Origin of the sequence: Streptomyces sp. N50 (genome assembly GCF_033335955.1) — a bacterium.
GTDB lineage: Bacteria > Actinomycetota > Actinomycetes > Streptomycetales > Streptomycetaceae > Streptomyces.
The window spans coordinates 8,172,768-8,189,672 of the sequence record NZ_CP137549.1; the positions used below are offsets into that span (position 1 = coordinate 8,172,768).

Consider the following 16,905-nt stretch of genomic DNA (forward strand, 5'->3'; position numbering starts at 1 on the left):
CCGTGCGCGGGAACGCGAGCGTGGAGCCATGAACACGAACGCAGCACCGCACCCCTTCGTCGGCATGTGGGTCACCGCCGACGGGCACATCCGCCAGGAACTCCTCCCGAACGGCCGCTACGACGAGGCCCGGGGCAACCGGCAGAGCGCCTACACCGGCAGTTACACCGTCACCGGCGACCACATCGACTACGTCGACGACACCGGCTTCACCGCCACCGGTGACGTCCGGGACGGCGTGCTCTTCCACGAGCACCTCGTCCTGTACCGCGCCTAAGTCGGCACGGCCATGGACAGCCTCGAACTGATCGTCGTCGTCGCGGCCGCCGTCCTGCTCATGGGCTGGCTGTCGCGGCGCACGGGCCTGAGCGAACCCCTGCTGCTGCTCGCCGCGGGGTGTCTCGTGGGGCTGACGCCGTCCTTCTCGTCGTTCGCGCTGTCCCCGGACGTCGTCCTGCTCCTCTTCCTGCCCGCGCTGCTGTACTGGGAGGCGCTGACCTCCTCGGTGCGGGAGATCCGCAACAACTTCCGCAGCATCGCGCTCCAGTCCACCGGGCTGGTCCTCGCCACCGCCGTCGCGGTAGCCGTCGTGGCCCACGCGCTGGGCTACGGCTGGCCGATCGCCTTCGTCCTCGGTGCCGTGCTCGCTCCGACGGACGCGGCGGCCGTCGCCGCGGTCGCCAAGGCCATGCCGCGCCGCATTCTCACCGTGCTGCGTACCGAGAGCCTCCTCAACGACGGGACCGCGCTGGTCCTGCTCGCCGTGACCATCGACGTCGTCACCGACGAGCACCCCTTCTCCTGGTCCGGCACGGCACTCGCCTTCGTCGCGTCCTACGCCGGCGGCATCCTGATCGGCGCGGCGGTCGCGCTGCTCATCATCCCGGTCCGGCGCCGGCTGCCCGAGCCGCTGCTGCACAGCGTGCTGAGTGTCGCGACACCGTTCCTCGCCTATCTGCCGGCCGAACTCCTGCATGTGTCCGGTGTGTTGGCGGTCGTCGTCTGCGGTCTGGTGTCGGCCTGGTTCGGGCCGCGGGTCATCGGGTCCGAGGCCCGTATCCAGGCCGTCGCCTTCTGGGAGGTGGCGAGTTACCTGCTGAACGGCGCGTTGTTCGTGCTTGTCGGCATCCAACTGCCCGCCGCAGTACGGGCGTTGACGTCCGTGTCCCTTCTGCAGGCGACGGTCGCCGCCCTCGCCGTGAGTGTCGCGGTGCTCGGCACCCGGCTGCTCTGGTTCTACTCGGTGCCCTATCTGGTACGGCTCCTGGACCGGCGTCCCCAGCAGCGGGACCGCCGGATCACCGCCCCGCAGCGGCTGCCGCTGGCCTGGGCGGGGATGCGCGGCGCCATCTCGCTGGCCGCCGCGCTGACCGTGCCCGCCACGACCGCCGAGGGGCGCGTCGTCGGGCAGCGGGACGCCGTCGTGTTCATCACCGCCGTCGTCATCGTCGTCACCCTCACGTTCCTCGGGCCCACCCTGCCGGCCATGGTCCGCCGCGCACGCTTCCCGGCCGACGAGGACAAGAGCGCCGAACTCACCCTCGCCCGCTGCCGGTTGAGCAGCGCGGCGCTGGACGCCATGCCTGCGCTGGCGGCGCGGTTCGGGGTCGCCGAGGAGGACACCTCGCGCATGGTCCAGGACATCGAGGACCGCACGGCCCCCGCACCCGGCTCCGCGCACCGCCGCGAGAGCGTACGGCGCCTGCAACTCGCCCTGCTCCAGGTCAAACGCGACGCCCTCACCGACCTGCGCGACAGCGGCCGTATCGACGACATCGTCCTGCGGTCCGTGCAGGAGGTCCTCGACGTGGAGGAGATCCGGCTGGGGCGGCCGTAGGCGCTGGACGGCGTCCTGGGTGCGGCGCACCTAGGGAGACGGCGGCCTGGTTGCCGTACGGACGCGGATCGAATCTTGGACCACGCACCACCCGACATCACCCGACATCACCCGACATCACCGAAGTCATCCGAAAAGGGGCTCTCATGAATGCCAACAACACCACCAGCGCCGCCCTTCTCGACCAGCTGCGCCGCCAGGCCGCCGACCCGGGTCGGCGCATCCTTTTTCACCGGCGCCACCATCGTCACCATGGACCCGGAACTGGGCACTGTGCAGGGCGACTTGCTCGTCGAGGGCGACACCATCGCCGCAATCGGGCCGAACCTCAAGGCAGATGGCGCGGTGGTCGTCGACGCCTCCGGCACGATCCTCGCGCCCGGTCTCGTCGACACCCACCGGCACGCCTGGGAAGCCCAGTTGCGCCGGATCATGCCCGACGTCGACGACCTCGGCGGCTATGTGATGGCCACGCTCGCGGGTTACGCCACCGTCTACCGGCCCGAGGACATGTACATCGGCACCAGACTCGCGGCGCTCACCGCGCTCGACAGCGGCATCACCACCATGCTCGACTTCTCGCACAACTCCCGTACCCGCGAGCACTCCGACGCGGCGATCGAGGCCCTCCGCGACACCGGCATCCGCGGCGTCCACGCCTCCATGGGCCCGCACTTCGGCGACTGGGACCGCCAGTGGCCGGCCGACCTGAACCGCCTCAAGGACCAGTACTTCAGCAGCGACGACCAACTCCTCACCCTCCGCCTGGCGACCCTCGCCACCGACGAGATCGCGGGGCCCGCCCTCGCCTACGGCCCTGAACTCGCCCGTACGGCGGCCGACTTGGGCATCGGCGTGAGCGTCGACGCGGTCTTCGGTGCCTCCGGTTCGGAAGCCGTGCTGTCCTGGGCCGAGCACGGCATCCTCGGCCCCGACGTCACCCTGATCCACTCCACGGGTCTGACCGTCGAGGCGTGGAAGGCGATGGGGGAGTCCGGTACGACGGTGGCCCTCGCGCCCACCTCGGAAGCGCAGATCGGCCTGGAGACGGCGATCCCCGCGGTGGACGAGGCGCTCGCCGTCGGCATCCGCCCGGGACTGAGCATCGACGTCGAAGTCGCCCTCGCCAGCGACCTGTTCACCCAGATGCGGGCCCTGCTCGCCATCCAGCGGATGCGTGCCGTCAACGCCGCCTACGGCTCCGGCGGCGAGCTGTCGCGCATCACCACGCACGACGTCCTCGACTTCGCCACGCTCCAGGGCGCCCGGACCAACGGCCTCGGCGACGTCACCGGCTCGCTCACCGTCGGCAAGAAGGCCGACCTGTTGGTCGTCCAGGCCGAAGACCTCAACAACATGCCGCTCAACGACCCGATCGGAACACTGGTGTCGGGCTCCGACGCGCGCAACATCACCGCTGTGTTCGTCGACGGGCAGCCGCGCAAGTGGGACGGCCAGGTGCTCGACGTGAACCTTCCCGAACTGCGTGCCGAGGTGAACGCCTCCCGCGACCACGTGCTCAACACGCCTGCGAAGTAAAGAGAGTTGATGCGGCGGGCGCCCCGGGGTCGTGGGGCGCCCGCCGCATCGGAGCAACTGGCGGATCAGGTCGGTCAGTTGGAGAACCAGGGGTTCCCGCCGCCCAGCGACCACACCGAGACCTTCGTGACGCCGAGGCCCTTGAGGACGGCGAGCTTGCGGTCCATGGCGACGCTGTCGACGTAGTCGTAGAGGACACCGCCGGAGACCCAGCGGATCTCGCCGGAGGAGGCGTCCCGGCGGCTCTCTGTGGTGGCCGGGTTGCTGGAGAATCCGGGGCTCTTCTTCATGTCGCTGAACTGGATGTTGCCCGTCACGGAGTTGAGGTCGCACGGGTCGGGCGCGCTGTAGCCGTAGGAGGGCACGCCGATGATCAGGCGGCTCGGGTCGGGGATCTTGCTCTGTGCGTACTGGGTGACCTTCTTCAGCCAGTCGTAGGGGCTGATGGGCAGGCAGCGGGCGCCGGACGCGGTGTCGAACTCCTCGTCGTACGCCATGATCACGACGTCGTCGGCACCGGTGGCGGCCACGGCCGCGTAGTCGTAGAACGAGGCGTCCTCGGTCATCGCCGGTGCGTCGACCTGGAGGCGCTTGCCCTTGGCGTGCAGGGCGGTGGCCAACTGCTTGAGGAACGTCCTGTAGTTGGTGAAGTCGGCGGTGCTCCAGGACCAGTAGTCCTCCATGTCGACGTCGACGCCGCTGAGCCCGGCGTCGCTGACGAGGGAGGTGACCTTGGTGACGGCCGCCGTACGGGTGCTGCTGGTGCTGACCAGGGCGTGGACATCGGCCGTGGTCATACCTGAGAGGGTCGGGTACTGGTACGTGGAGTGCGCCTTGAGGTCGGCGACGTTGGCCGCGCTGTAGGTGTTGCAGCTGCCGTCGGCGGTGGTCTCCAGTTTCACCGAGCCGTTGCTCTGGACCGACCAGTACTCGGGGTTGAGGGCGCCGCTCCTGACCCTGTTGTCGGCGTACTCGCTCTTGGCGGTGCAGGTGGAGTCGCCGGTCGACCCGGGGTAGAGCCAGGTCTGGAGCTGGACGCCCGAGGCGGCGGAGGCGGCGGTGGTGGAGCGGTGGGCGGTGGTGTCGGCCGGGACCGAGGCCGTACAGGCGAGCAGTGTGGTGACCGTGGAGGCCACGACGCCGGTCACGGTGAGTGCGTGACGGAACATGAGCGGTCCTTTCTGGTGGGGAGTGTCGGGTCCTGCCGGTGCGGAGGGCGTGCGGGACCGCCGCGTCTGCCGGTGGGCCGGCGCGGTGAACTGGTGGGTGAGGGCGGCTAGTTGGTCCAGTAGGGGTCGAAGACCAGGGTGTCGGCGCCGGGGACGGTGGTGGCCGCCGACCAGGAGCCGTCGACGACGCGTCCGCCGTCGGGCCGGGCCGCCAGGGACAGCCTGGTGAAGATGCGGTAGCGGTCGCCTCGGTAGACGGAGCGGGTGAACTCGACGACCCGGCCCTCCGCGTCCCGCGCCGCCCGTTCGAAGAGCAGGGCGGGGGTGTGCACGGAGACGCCGAGGACGTCGGCCTCCCACTCGTCGACCACGGTCGGTTCGATGCTCTGCGCGGCGTCGGTCAGCAGGATCTCGTACCGCTGCCCGAGCATGCGGTAGAAGGAGTCGGTCTCCAGGTCGCGGGCGGTCAGTCCGGGGACCAGCACGTGCGGCACGTGCAGCGTCTCCACGCACATCGGGTCGCCGTCGACCGTCCGCAGCCGGGTGATCCGCAGGATCTGCTCGCTGGGCGCGATGCCCAGCCGGCGGCCGATCCGGGGTCCCGCGGCGACGGTCTTGAAGTCCAGGGTGCGGCTCGCCCACGTGCCGTCGACGCCGCCGACGCCCAGGCCCGGTGCCTGTCCGGGGGCGCTGCCGCTGAGGTGCTGGGCGACCTTGGCGCGGGCGACGAAGACACCGCGCCCGTGCTCCCGCACCAGCAGACCGTCACGGACGAAGTCGTCGACCACCGCGCGCAGGGTGGGGCGGGAGACCCCGAGTTCCTCGCACAGTTGCCGCTCGCCCGGGAGAGGACGTCCGGGGCCGGTCTCCTCGACCAGGTCGAGGAGGTGGGTGCGGATGCGTTCCCGCTTCTCCCAACGGCTCTCACCGCTGACCATTCCTACCAACTTTCCATACCAGTGGTCATTTTCCTTCGGGAAAGCTTGCTTGACAGTGCCCAAATGGTGCCTCAACATGTGCCCACTGGTCAATAAGTGGTAAGCAAAGTTGCCGGAGGTTCCATGTCCGAGTCCCGTACCGCCCGCCGTACCGTCGCCGCGTCGCTCCTCGCGGTAACGGCGCTGCTGGCCGCAGCATGCACCACCGGCGGCGCCACGTCGAAGGCGGACACCGGCGCCGACGACACCACCCCGGTCACGATCACCTTTTGGCACGGTCTCAGCTCCCCGCACGAGATCGCCTCGGTCGACGCGGTGCTGGCCAAGTTCCACAAGAAGTACCCGTACATCACCGTCAAGGCCGTCGCCGCGCAGACCGACGACAAGGTCAACCAGGCCATCCGCGGCGGCACCGCCCCCGACGTGGCGTCGTCGTTCAACGCCGCGAACGTCGGCGGCTGGTGTTCCAGTGGAGCGTTCCAAGACCTCACCCCGGACATCGAGGCCGACCACGTCGACATGGGCCAGATCCCGAAGGCCGTCCAGTCGTACACCGCCTTCGACGGCAAGCGCTGCACGATGCCGTGGCTCGCCGACACCTTCGGCCTGTACTACAACAAGAAGCTGTTCGCGAAGGCCGGGATAACCTCCCCGCCCAAGACCGTGTCCGAACTGGCGGCGGACGCCAAGAAGTTGACCACCTTCAACGCCGACGGCTCGATCAAGACCGCCGGGTTCATGCCCTACCTCGGCGCCTACGAGATGCTCACCGAGCACCTCGTCCCCAGCTGGGGCGGCAAGTGGCTCACCGCCGACGGCCAGTCCAACGTCGGCGCCGACCCCGCCTTCGCCCAGGCGCTGACCTGGCAGAAGAGCCTCGTCGACTGGTTCGGCGCGAGGAAGCTGGTCACCTTCAAGGCGGGCATGGGGGACGAGTTCTCCGCCCAGAACGCCTTCGAGACCGGCAAGTTGGCCATGATGATCGACGGCGAGTGGCGCAACGCGTTCATCAAGAACGACAAGGCGAACATCGAGTACGGCACCGCCGCGGTGCCCGCCGCCGACGGCAAGTCCGAGCTGTACGGCGCCGGTTACGTCGGCGGCAACGTGATCGGCATGCCGCGCGGCGCCAAACACCCGGGCGCCGCCTGGAAGTTGATCAAGTTCCTCACCACCGACACCGACGCGCTGACCTCGCTCGCCGACGCGATCGGCAACGTCCCCACCACCACGGCGGCGCTCGACTCGCCCTCGCTCCGACTCTCCAAGGACCCCAACTTCGCCCCGTTCCTTGAGGTTTACAAGAATCCGCTGACCACCACGACTCCGGCCAGCGGCGACGGCGGCGCCTACCTCACCAACTTCGGGCACTTCGTGGAGAAGTGGCAGAGCGGCGGCGTGCCTGATCTGGAGGCCGGCCTGACCGCCGTCGACAAGCAGAACAACGCCGCGCTCAAGCTGGGGCAGTGACCGTCATGGCCACCAGCACCCACCAGATCGCTCAACTCCCGCTCGTCGCGGCCCCGTTGAAAGCACGGATGCGCCGCAACCGGCTGCGCGTGCTGCTCTTCCTGGCCCCCGGCCTGGTCGGCTTCGCCGTCTTCCTCGTCTACCCGCTGGTGATGACGGTCTGGCTGTCCTTCACCAACTCGAACATGATCTCCCAGGCCCAGTTCGTAGGGCTGCGCAACTACCGCTATCTGCTGGACGGCGACCCGCTGATCTGGCACGCCGTCCGCAACACCGCCTGGCTGGTGGTCATCATGGTCCCGGCACAGGTGCTCTTCGCCCTCGGTGTGGCCATGGTCACCGCCCGGCTCAAGGCCGGGGCGAGCCTGTTCCGCACCCTGTTCTACCTGCCCGCGCTGGCACCGCCGGTCGCCGCGACCGTCGCCTTCGTCTGCATGTTCAACCCCAACTCCGGCCCGGTGAACCGGATTCTGGGCCTGCTGGGCATCCACGGCCCGCTCTGGTTCAACTCACCGGACTGGTCCAAACCGGCCCTGACCCTGCTCGCCCTGTGGGGCAGCGGCACGATGATGGTCATCTTCCTGGCGGCCCTGCTCGAAGTCCCCGCCGAACTCTACGAAGCCGCCGAACTGGACGGCGCCGGCCCCTGGCACCGCTTCCGCTACGTCACGCTGCCGACGATCTCCCCGGTCGTGCTGTTCGCGACCGTCACCGGGGTCATCGCCGGACTCCAGTACTTCACCCAGGCGATGGTCGCCTCCCAGGTCGCCAACGGCAACATCCAGGCCGCGCCCGGCTATCCGGACGGCTCCACCCTCACCTTTCCCCAGCAGCTCTACATCGCCGGCTTCAACCAGTTCCACGCGGGCTACGCCTGCGCGCTGGCCGTAGTGCTCTTCGTGGTGGCGATGGCCTTCACCGTCGTCCTGCTCCGCCGCGCCTCCGGCTTCGACATCGAGGAGGCGCCGCGATGACGTACGGCGCCGAGATCCTCCGCACCGAGGAGCCGACGCGATGACCTGCCGCTTCATCCATCGGCAAGTCGCCACGCCCGCACCGGACTTGGCCGCCGAGGAGGCGCCACGATGACGACGACCTACGCCCCGGCACCCGCCCGGCAGACCCGTGCCGCCTCGCCCCACCGGGCCGCGCGCGGCCGGGCCGGCCGCCGCAGGACCCTGATCTGGATCGCCGAACACGCCATCGCCGTCGGCCTGGCCTGCGCCTTCATCGGCCCGATCGTGTTCATCTTCCTGACCTCGCTCATGACCGACGGCCAGTCCCTCACCACCAGCCTCTGGCCCCACCACTGGCAGTGGTCCAACTACCGCACGGTCTTCAGCACCGCGCCGATCGGCACCTGGCTCACCAACACGGTGATCTACGCCGTCGCCGCCACCGCGACCACCCTGCTGTCCAGCGTGCCGATCGCGTACGCGCTGGCCCGGTTCCGCTTCAAGGGCCGCAACACGGCGTTCCTCTGCGTCATCACGATGATGATGCTGCCGCCCCAAGTCCTCGTCATCCCCATGTACTTGATGTGGGCGAGGCTCCATCTCACCGGCACCATCTGGCCGTTGGTGCTCCCGTCCCTCTTCGGGGACGCCTTCTCGGTGTTCCTGCTCCGCCAGTTCCTGCTGACCGTCCCCGAGGACTATCTCAACGCGGCCCGCATCGACGGCTGCGGCGAACTCCGGGTTCTCACCCGGGTGGTGCTGCCGATGATGCGCCCCGCGCTCGTCGCGGTCGGCCTCTTCGCCTTCTTCAACGCCTGGAACGACTACTACGGCCCGCTCATCTACACCGGCGAGACGCCCGCCCACTGGACCCTGGCCCTGGGCCTGGCGACCTTCAAGACCTCCCACGCGGTGCAGTGGAACCTCACCATGGCGGCGACCCTCATCGCGATGGCGCCGGTGATCATCGTCTTCTTCTTCGCACAAAAGGCCTTCATCGAGGGCGTCACACTGACAGGAGTCAAAGGTTGAAGATCACCGTTGTCGGCGGCGGATCCACATACACCCCCGAACTCATCGACGGATTCGCCCGGTTGGGCCTCCCCGTCACCGAGATCGCCCTGGTCGACCCCGACCCGGACCGGCTCGACGTCATCGCCCCGTTCGCGCGCCGCATCCTGGCCCGCCAGGGCAGTTCCGCGAAGATCACCACCACCGCCGACCCGGACGCCGGCATCGACGGCACCGACGCCGTCCTCTTCCAGCTCCGCATCGGCGGCCAGGCCGCCCGGCACGTCGACGAGACCTTCCCGCACGAGTGCGGCCGCATCGGCCAAGAGACCACCGGCGCCGGGGGGTTGGCCAAGGCGCTGCGCACCGTCCCGGTCGTCCTCGACCTCGCCGAACGGGTCGCCAAGCGCGCCCCGAACGCCTGGATCGTCGACTTCACCAACCCGGTCGGCATCGTCACCCGCGCCCTACTGGACGCCGGACACAAGGCAGTCGGCCTCTGCAACGTCGCCATCGGCTTCCAGCGCACCTTCGCCGACTGGCTCGGCGTCGACCACGAGCGCGTCGCCCTGGACCACGTCGGCCTCAACCACCTCACCTGGGAACGGGCGGTACGGGTCGACGGCGTCGACGTCCTCCCGCGCATCTTCGACGAACACGGCCAGGCCCTCGCCGACCGGCTGCGCATGCCGCTGGACGTGGTCCGCCGGCTGGGTGTCGTTCCCTCCTACTACCTGCGCTACTACTACGCCCACGACGAGGTCCTCCGCGAGCAGCTGAGCGAACCCTCCCGCGCCCAGCAAGTCGCCGAGATGGAGGGCGACTTGCTCAAGATGTACGCCGACCCGGCCCTGACGGAGAAGCCCGCCCTGCTGGACAAGCGCGGCGGCGCCTACTACTCCGAGGCCGCCGTCCAGCTGGTGCACGCCCTCACCGCCGACACCGGTGACGTCCGCGTCGCCAACGTCCGCAACAACGGAACCCTGCCCTTCCTCCCCGACGACGCCGTCATCGAGGTCCCGTCGCGCATCGACGCGCAGGGAGCAACTCCCTTGCCCGTCACGGCCGTAGAGCCGTTGTTCGCCGGACTCATCGCGCATGTGACGGCGTACGAGGAACTGGCCCTGGAGGCAGCCCTGCACGGCGGGGTCGACCGGGTCTCGACGGCGTTGCTGGCGCATCCCCTCGTCGGGCAGGTAAAGGTGGCCGAGGAGTTGGCGGCGAAGCTCGTCGCCGCCAACCGCGAACACCTGTGGTGGGCCTGATGAAGACGGGCCTGCTGCTCGCGGTCGACGGCGGCAACTCCAAGACGGACGTTGCCGTGTTGAGGACGGACGGCACGATTCTCGGCCGCGCGAGGGGCGGCGGCTTCCGCCCGCAGGCGGTGGGCGTCGACGCGGCGATGGACGTCCTCGCGGCCCTGCGCGCCGAGGCGATGGCGTCGGCGGGCGTGGCGGCCGACGTCGAGGTGGACGGCATCACGGCCTTCCTCGCCGGCGCCGATCTGCCGTACGAGATCAAGGCGTTGCGCGAGGCCGTCGGCGCCCGCCGCTGGGCGGTCACCCAGCGCGTCGACAACGACTCCTACGCCGTCCTGCGCGCCGGCGCCAGCCGCCCCTGGGGCGTCGGCGTGGTCTGCGGCACCGGTATCAACTGCGTCGGCGTGGCCCCCGACGGCCGCACCACCGGCTTCGCCGCGCTGGGCGGGATCTCGGGCGACTGGGGCGGCGGCATCGACGTCGGCACGTCGGCCCTGTGGCACGCGGCACGGGCCGAGGACGGCCGCGGCCCCCGAACAGCCCTACACGCAGCGGTACTTGACCACTTCGGCCTCGCGACGGTCGCCGACGTCACCGCCGCCCTGCACAGCGGCGACCTCCCCTCACTCCGCCTCAGCGAACTCTGTCCGGCGGTGTTCGCGGCACGCGACGAGGGCGACGAGATCGCGACCGAACTGGTAGAACGCCTGGGCGCGGAGATCGCGAGGATGGCCCTGACCGTCCTGTGCCGCCTCCAACTCGCCACCGCTCCGGACCCCGAAGTCGTCCTGGGCGGAAGCGTGTTGGCAGCCGGCCACAAGGCACTCCTCGACGACGTCGAACACCGCCTCAGGGAGGCGGTCCCGACCGTCCGCCCGGTGGTGTGCACGCAACCCCCGTTGCTCGGGGCGGCGTTGGCGGCGTTGGACTTGCACCCGGGACCCGCGCCTGGGGCTGAGGCGCGGTTGCGCGCGGGGTTCGGGGGAGCGGCGGTTCCTGATCCGGTACGGCCGGGTGGGCGGTCTTCGGGGGTGTGAGGTGCCGGGTCCGGGGCTGGTGGGGCGAGGTGCCGGGTCCGGCTCGGGGTGTGGGTGGACCCGGCACGCGCCCCGCTACGACCACCCATGTCCCGGCACTGACCTGCACCTGCGCCTGCGCCCGGCCGAGGCACCGACCTACCCCCCCCGCGTCCGGCCATCGGACACCCACCCTGCTGCGCTCAGCTCCCCGCGGCCGCCGTGAGCGCACCGAGCGCGCCGGCCTGCGTACGCCAGTCGGTCTGGTTCGGGCTGGTGCCCGCCCAGCGTTCACCGAGGGCGTTGAGCGTGGACCGGTCCAACGCCCACAGGGTGTCGGCCTGTTTCTGGATGTAGGCCCGGTAGGTCGTGGAACCGGTCGCCTTCGCGAGGTCGGCGAAGTTCCGCATGAAGATGCCCTTGAACTGCTTCTGGTTGTCGTCGCAGGACGCCGAGCCGACATCGCAGGACTCGGTCAGCACTCCGCCCACCGTCAGCTGCGCGTTGCTGATCGCCGCGTCCGCCAGCGTCCGCGCCGTGGTCAGCATCGAGCTGTCGCCCGTGGTCCTCCACAGTTCCGTGAAGGCGCCGATGGCCAGGCCCTGGTTGTAACTCCACACGGTGGAACCGTTGTTGGCGCAGGACGAGGAGAGCCCGTCGTTCACCAGTCCCGCGGAGTTGATCATCCCGCTGGCCTTGTACCAGGCAGCCGACGTCTTCGCCCGCTGGAGCCAGACCGTGTCACCGGCGACGCGCTGGTGCAGCGCGGTGGTCAGCCACAGGTACTGCCCGTTCGTCACCGCGTTCTTGTAGGTCCGCTCCCGGTCCCACCACACCCCGCCCCCGCAGGTGCCGGTGTCCCAGTACTGCTGGATGTAATTGGCGATGGTGACCGCCTCGTTGAGATACCGCGCGTCGTGCGTGTAGTCGTACGCGTCGATCCACGCGATCGCCCACCAGCCCGAGTCGTCGATGGACCGGCTGATGAAGTCGCCCTCGATCGCGTCCGAACTCCGCGTCCCGGCCGGGAAGACACCCTTGTTCCGGTCGAAGGTGCGGGCGATGATCCAGTCGTAGTCGTGCGTGCCGGTCGTCTTCGCGAAGTCGATGACGGAGGTGAGGGTCGCCGCCGAGTTCCACCAACTGCTGGGCCACCAGCCGTTGTAGGGGTCGTACGACGTCATCAGCGCGTCCGCCGCCGCGCGGGCCCGAGTCGGAACCGGCCGGTACCACGCCGTGCAGCTGCCCTCGTTGTGGCTCGCTTCCCGGCCACAGGCGCGGACCGCGCCGCCGTAGAGGAGACCGCGCGGATCGCGGGCGGCGTACATCGCGGTCCGGGTCGTGGTCGCTCCGGACGGGGTGCTCGTGCGGCCGAGGGAGGAACCGTCCGGCCAGGTCGAGCCGCCGTCCCAGGAACGGTCCAACCAGATCTCGTCACCGGCGCCACCGGTGTCGATGCTGCCCCAGGCCATGGAGTTCTTCTGGTCCACGTGCAGGCGAATGGTGCGGCCGTACAGGGTGGTCGAGGGGACCGGCTGGTCGTCGCCCGCCGCCTGGGCCGCGCTCGTGCCGTCGCAGACGCTGTCGCAGACCGTGGGGTAGACCCAGTTCGTGCAGCCGACGCCGGCCGCGTCGCCGCAGGCGCGGACGAGGCCGCGCTTGTGGTCGCGCGGATCGGTGATGTTGTACATCAGCGTCCTTGTACCGGTCCAGGTGCTCGGGATGCTCGCCTTGCCGAGCAGGCCGTCCCAGGTGGCGCCGCCGTCCCAGGACCGGTCCAACCACACCGCGTCGCCGCTCGTGCCGTTGTCGATGCTGGCCCACGCCATGTCGTCCGCGTCGGACACATGGAGCCGGACGACCCGTCCGTTGAGGGTCTTGTCCGGCACTGGAAACGTTTCCTGCTTCGCCTGCGACGGGTCGAGCGTGTCGCAGGCCAGGACGCAGACCTGGGTGGCGGCGGACGCCGGCGACGCGATCGGGACCAGCGCCACGAACGCGAGGGCGGCCGTCAGGAGAAAGCTGAGGAACCGTGGTCTGACAACGATGTCGAATTCATGGAGGGACACCGGAACTCGCCTCGATTTCACGATGGGGGACGCCGGTCGTGAATGGATTCAGTACTGGATCAATGGTCCATACCTGTATCCGTCTTCGAGGCAGTGAACCGGCTCGGCGTGGCCCTGTCAATGCCGTAAGGAATGCTTGTTTCGCGGGAGTCGAAGGCTGTCGCGATGGCTTGACACTCGCTTTTCCGGCGCCCATCATCGGTGCGAACTTCGGCGAGTCATCTCGCACACCTGCTGCCCCTCTGCCTCCAGGCCTCCACGGTCGATCTATTTGAATCGATTCAAGCAACTGGTCAACGAGTTGAGCAGCTGGTTCCCCACCGATTCGGGAGGTACTCATGCGCCGCTGCCGGCCACCGCTGAACAGAAAGCCCGGTCCAGGGCGCCTAGTCGGGCTCACCATGGTGGTGGCCGCCGCGCTGGCCGTGGCTCCCGCGCTGTCGGCAGGGGCCGCGGAGGTGGCCCCGACGGTCGCCCCCAAGGCGGCACTTGACGCCGTGAACTACTCGCCGACCTCCCGCACCCTCAAGCCGACCACCGTCTACCGCACGTCCGGCAGCGTGGCGAACCCGACGAACGTCCTGGGCGGACAGGCGACCCGGATCACCGGCTCGCAGTCGGCCGTCACGCTCGACTTCGGGAAAGAAGTCGGCGGATTGGTAACGTTGTCATTCGGTAGCACCAGTTCCAGCGGTCAACGCGTAGGCCTGGCCTTCAGCGAGTCGTCCCTGTACGTGGGCAACAACAGCGACCGCAGCAGCGGCCGCGACGGCGAGGACGGCGCCCTCTACGCGACGCCCTCCGCGAACGGCACGTACACCGTGCCCACCGCCCAACTCCGCGGCGGCTTCCGCTACTTGACGGTCTTCCTCGACAGCTCGGGCTGGGTGGACCTCAAGGGCGTCAGCCTCAACTTCACCGCGGCACCGGGGAAGGCGAACCCGGCCGACTACGCCAACTACTTCACCTCCAGCGACGAGTTGCTCAACCGCATCTGGTACGCCGGTGCCTACACCGTGCAGTTGAACACCATCGCCTCCAACCAGGGCCGCGCCTGGCCCCCGCCCTCCTCGGCCTGGGACAACAGCGCCACCGTCGGCGTCGGCGACTCCGTCCTCGTCGACGGCGCGAAGCGCGACCGTACGGTGTGGCCGGGCGACATGGGCATCGCCGTCCCCACGCAGTACGCGTACTCCAACGACCTCACCTCGACCCGCAACGCGCTCACCACGATGTACAACGCGCAGTCGTCGGCCGGTGAAATCCCTTGGTCCGGGCCGCCGTTCAACCTCACCGGCTCGGACACCTACCACACATGGACCCTGCTGGGGACGTCCACGTACTACACGTACACCGCCGACCGGTCGTGGCTGGACTCCGAATGGGCCAACTACAAGCGCGGGATGGCCTTCATCACCAACAAGATCGACGGCAACAACCTGCTCAACGTGACCCGCACCCAGGACTGGGCCCGGGTCGGCCAGGGCGGTGAGAACATCTCCGCCAACGCGCTGCTGTACGGCGCCCTCAAGGGCGGCGCCACCCTCGCCGCGGTGGAGGGCGACAGCGCGCTCGCCGCGAGCTGGAACAGCAAGGCCGCCGCGATCAAGTCCGCGGCCAACTCCCTTCTCTGGGACGCCTCCAAGGGCATGTACAAGGACAACCCGAGCAGCGGGCTGTACCCGCAGGACGGCAACTCCCTCGCCGTCTGGTACGGGTTGAGCGACTCCACCGCCAAGTCGAAGAGCATCATCACCGGGCTCGGCAAGAACTGGGGCATCTACGGCCCGACCACGCCCGAATGGGGCGGCAACGTCTCGCCGTTCGCCGGCGGCATGGAGCTCAACGCCCGCTTCACCGCCAACGACGACTTCACCGCGCTGGACCAGATCCGCCGCACCTGGGGCCACATGCTCGACAGTGACATCGGCACGAAGAGCACGTTCTGGGAAGGCATCCAGTCCGACGGCGGTCTGGCGTACGGCGGTTCGTTCATGAGCCTCGCGCACGGCTGGTCCACCGCGCCCACCTCCACGCTCACCTTCGACGTGCTCGGCACCGCGCCCGAGTCGGCGACCGGCGCCTACCGCTTCGTCCCGCACCCCGGCGACCTGACCAGCGCCCAGGGCCGCATCACCATGCCCCAGGGTGCCATCAACGCGTCCTGGTCCCGCGACCCGTCGGTCGGCACCTACTCGGCCACCCTCTCGAGCCCGTCCGGCAGCAACGGCCGTATCGGCGTACCGAAGTTGGGCGGCGACATCACGGTGACCGTGAACGGCGCGACCGTCTGGAGCAACGGGGCCTTCACGCCCACCTCCGGCATCACCGGCGGCAGCCAGGACGACACCTACGTCTACCTCACCGGTGTCACCCCGGGCAGCTACACCGTCTCCGCCACCGGCCTCGGCAACCCGTCGGCGCCCACGCAGCCCGGCACCGGCGCCCTGCGCGCGGGTTTCACCCGGTGCGCCGACGAGGGCGGCACCTGCTCCTTCAGCGGCACCCGTTCGGTGGCCTACGGCGCCGGGACGTACACCTACAAGACCGTGACCAGCAGCACCGCCTGCTCGAACGATTCCTTCGGCGGTGACCCGGCGGCCAACCTCGTCAAGTCCTGCTACGTCGCGGACGTGGGCGGCCCGCCCGGGTACACCGCCTGCGCGGCCGAGAACGGGACGTGCGCCGTACCCGGTTACAACCGCGACGTGGCCTACGGCGCCAACGGCAACTTCGTCCACCAGGTCACCAACGGCTCCGTCGCCTGCTCCAACGCCCACTTCGGCGATCCCATCGACGGTGTGGCCAAGTCCTGTTACCTGCCGCCCGCAGGAGCACCGGCCGGCGGCTGGACCAAGTGCGCCGACCAGAACGGGACTTGTGCCGCCGTGGCAGGCCAGCCGGTGATGTACGGCGCCTACGGAGCGTTCGCCACGGCCACCGCCACCGGCGACACCGCGTGCACCGACGCCACGTTCGGCGACCCCATCTCCGGTGAGTCGAAGGCGTGTTACACCGCGACCGGCGGCCCGGTCGGATACGCCACCAACTGCTCGGCGGAGGGCGGCACTTGTTCCTTCAGCGGACAGCAGACCGTCGCCTACGGCGCCCGGGGCCGCTTCCTCTACAAGGCGTTCACCGGCTCCGCCGCCTGCACGACGGCCGCCTTCGGCACCGACCCACTGCCCAACGTGAGCAAGTCCTGCTACCTCACGTCCTGAGCGGCCCCACGCATCCGGCAGCCTCCAACTCCCCGCGTTCCGGGGGCTGCCGGATCACTCCGGATGGGCCACCGCCTCCTTCTGCAGGTGCACCGCGGCCAGCAGGCTCAGCTTCGGCTCCGCCTGACGCAGCGCCCGTACCGCCGTGACCGAGGCGATGTCCCCGGTGAAGCCGACGGCGGCCAGCCGGGTCCTGACCCAACGAGCGTGCAGCAGGCCCTCGTTGGCGGCTGCGGTGGACTCGACGAGAGCGGCGGCGCGTTCCAGGCCGGGGCGCTCCTCCGGGGACGCCCCGGCCAAAGCCTCGCGCAGCGCCGCCGCGACCACGTCCGAGTCCCGGACGGTCAACACGAAGGTGTTCTTCTTGCTCAGTCCCGTGATTCCTGTCATGGGGCTCAGCCTGACCGTCATGTCCCCCGC

12 protein-coding genes and 1 pseudogene are annotated in these 16,905 nt (G+C 69.5%); 9 read left to right on the plus strand and 4 right to left on the minus strand.

Annotated features, from left to right (window positions below):
• Positions 1–28 precede the first annotated feature (28 nt).
• The 3 genes and pseudogenes from R2B38_RS36300 (at position 29) to R2B38_RS36310 (ending at position 3,376) form a co-directional block, all read left to right on the plus strand.
• Entirely contained in the window at positions 29–277 is a 249-nt protein-coding gene (locus R2B38_RS36300; protein WP_033281666.1) for an Atu4866 domain-containing protein, read from the plus strand.
• A gap of 12 nt (positions 278–289) precedes the next feature.
• Complete coding sequence (locus R2B38_RS36305) at positions 290–1,837, plus strand: Na+/H+ antiporter (protein WP_318020044.1); 1,548 nt, start codon at positions 290–292, stop codon at positions 1,835–1,837.
• A gap of 146 nt (positions 1,838–1,983) precedes the next feature.
• A pseudogene (locus tag R2B38_RS36310) lies at positions 1,984–3,376 on the plus strand (amidohydrolase family protein).
• A gap of 74 nt (positions 3,377–3,450) precedes the next feature.
• Here R2B38_RS36310 and R2B38_RS36315 read toward each other — a convergent pair.
• Together R2B38_RS36315 and R2B38_RS36320 are read right to left on the minus strand one after the other, a co-directional pair.
• A complete protein-coding gene (locus R2B38_RS36315) occupies positions 3,451–4,545 on the minus strand; it encodes a glycosyl hydrolase family 18 protein (RefSeq protein ID WP_318020045.1) in 1,095 nt (364 codons plus the stop codon).
• Positions 4,546–4,652: 107 nt separating this feature from the next.
• Positions 4,653–5,483, minus strand: a complete 831-nt coding sequence (locus R2B38_RS36320) for a GntR family transcriptional regulator (protein WP_318020046.1) — start codon at positions 5,481–5,483, stop codon at positions 4,653–4,655.
• Positions 5,484–5,606: 123 nt separating this feature from the next.
• On the opposite strand from R2B38_RS36320, the gene R2B38_RS36325 reads away from it, so the two are divergent.
• The 5 genes from R2B38_RS36325 to R2B38_RS36345 all read left to right on the plus strand — a co-directional run bounded on the left by R2B38_RS36325 (position 5,607) and on the right by R2B38_RS36345 (position 11,216).
• The gene (locus tag R2B38_RS36325; protein ID WP_318020047.1) at positions 5,607–6,953 is read left to right on the plus strand and encodes an ABC transporter substrate-binding protein; all 1,347 of its coding nucleotides are present in this window, start codon (positions 5,607–5,609) and stop codon (positions 6,951–6,953) included.
• Between the two features lie 5 nt (positions 6,954–6,958).
• The gene (locus R2B38_RS36330) at positions 6,959–7,927 is read left to right on the plus strand and encodes a sugar ABC transporter permease (RefSeq protein WP_318020048.1); all 969 of its coding nucleotides are present in this window, start codon (positions 6,959–6,961) and stop codon (positions 7,925–7,927) included.
• A gap of 111 nt (positions 7,928–8,038) precedes the next feature.
• Complete coding sequence (locus R2B38_RS36335; RefSeq protein WP_318020049.1) at positions 8,039–8,941, plus strand: carbohydrate ABC transporter permease; 903 nt, start codon at positions 8,039–8,041, stop codon at positions 8,939–8,941.
• Complete coding sequence (locus R2B38_RS36340; protein ID WP_318020050.1) at positions 8,938–10,185, plus strand: 6-phospho-beta-glucosidase; 1,248 nt, start codon at positions 8,938–8,940, stop codon at positions 10,183–10,185. The genes R2B38_RS36335 and R2B38_RS36340 overlap by 4 nt, the downstream gene beginning before the upstream one ends.
• Positions 10,185–11,216, plus strand: a complete 1,032-nt coding sequence (locus R2B38_RS36345) for an N-acetylglucosamine kinase (protein ID WP_318020051.1) — start codon at positions 10,185–10,187, stop codon at positions 11,214–11,216. The genes R2B38_RS36340 and R2B38_RS36345 overlap by 1 nt, the downstream gene beginning before the upstream one ends.
• A 182-nt stretch (positions 11,217–11,398) precedes the next feature.
• Here the strand turns inward: R2B38_RS36345 and R2B38_RS36350 are convergent, their stop codons facing one another.
• The gene (locus R2B38_RS36350) at positions 11,399–13,264 is read right to left on the minus strand and encodes a glycoside hydrolase family 76 protein (RefSeq protein WP_318020052.1); all 1,866 of its coding nucleotides are present in this window, start codon (positions 13,262–13,264) and stop codon (positions 11,399–11,401) included.
• A 401-nt stretch (positions 13,265–13,665) separates the two neighbouring features.
• On the opposite strand from R2B38_RS36350, the gene R2B38_RS36355 reads away from it, so the two are divergent.
• The gene (locus R2B38_RS36355; RefSeq protein WP_318020053.1) at positions 13,666–16,485 is read left to right on the plus strand and encodes an MGH1-like glycoside hydrolase domain-containing protein; all 2,820 of its coding nucleotides are present in this window, start codon (positions 13,666–13,668) and stop codon (positions 16,483–16,485) included.
• A 54-nt stretch (positions 16,486–16,539) separates the two neighbouring features.
• Here the strand turns inward: R2B38_RS36355 and R2B38_RS36360 are convergent, their stop codons facing one another.
• On the minus strand, positions 16,540–16,875 hold the full coding sequence (locus R2B38_RS36360) for a hypothetical protein (protein WP_318020054.1): 336 nt from the start codon (positions 16,873–16,875) through the stop codon (positions 16,540–16,542).
• Positions 16,876–16,905: the final 30 nt, after the last annotated feature.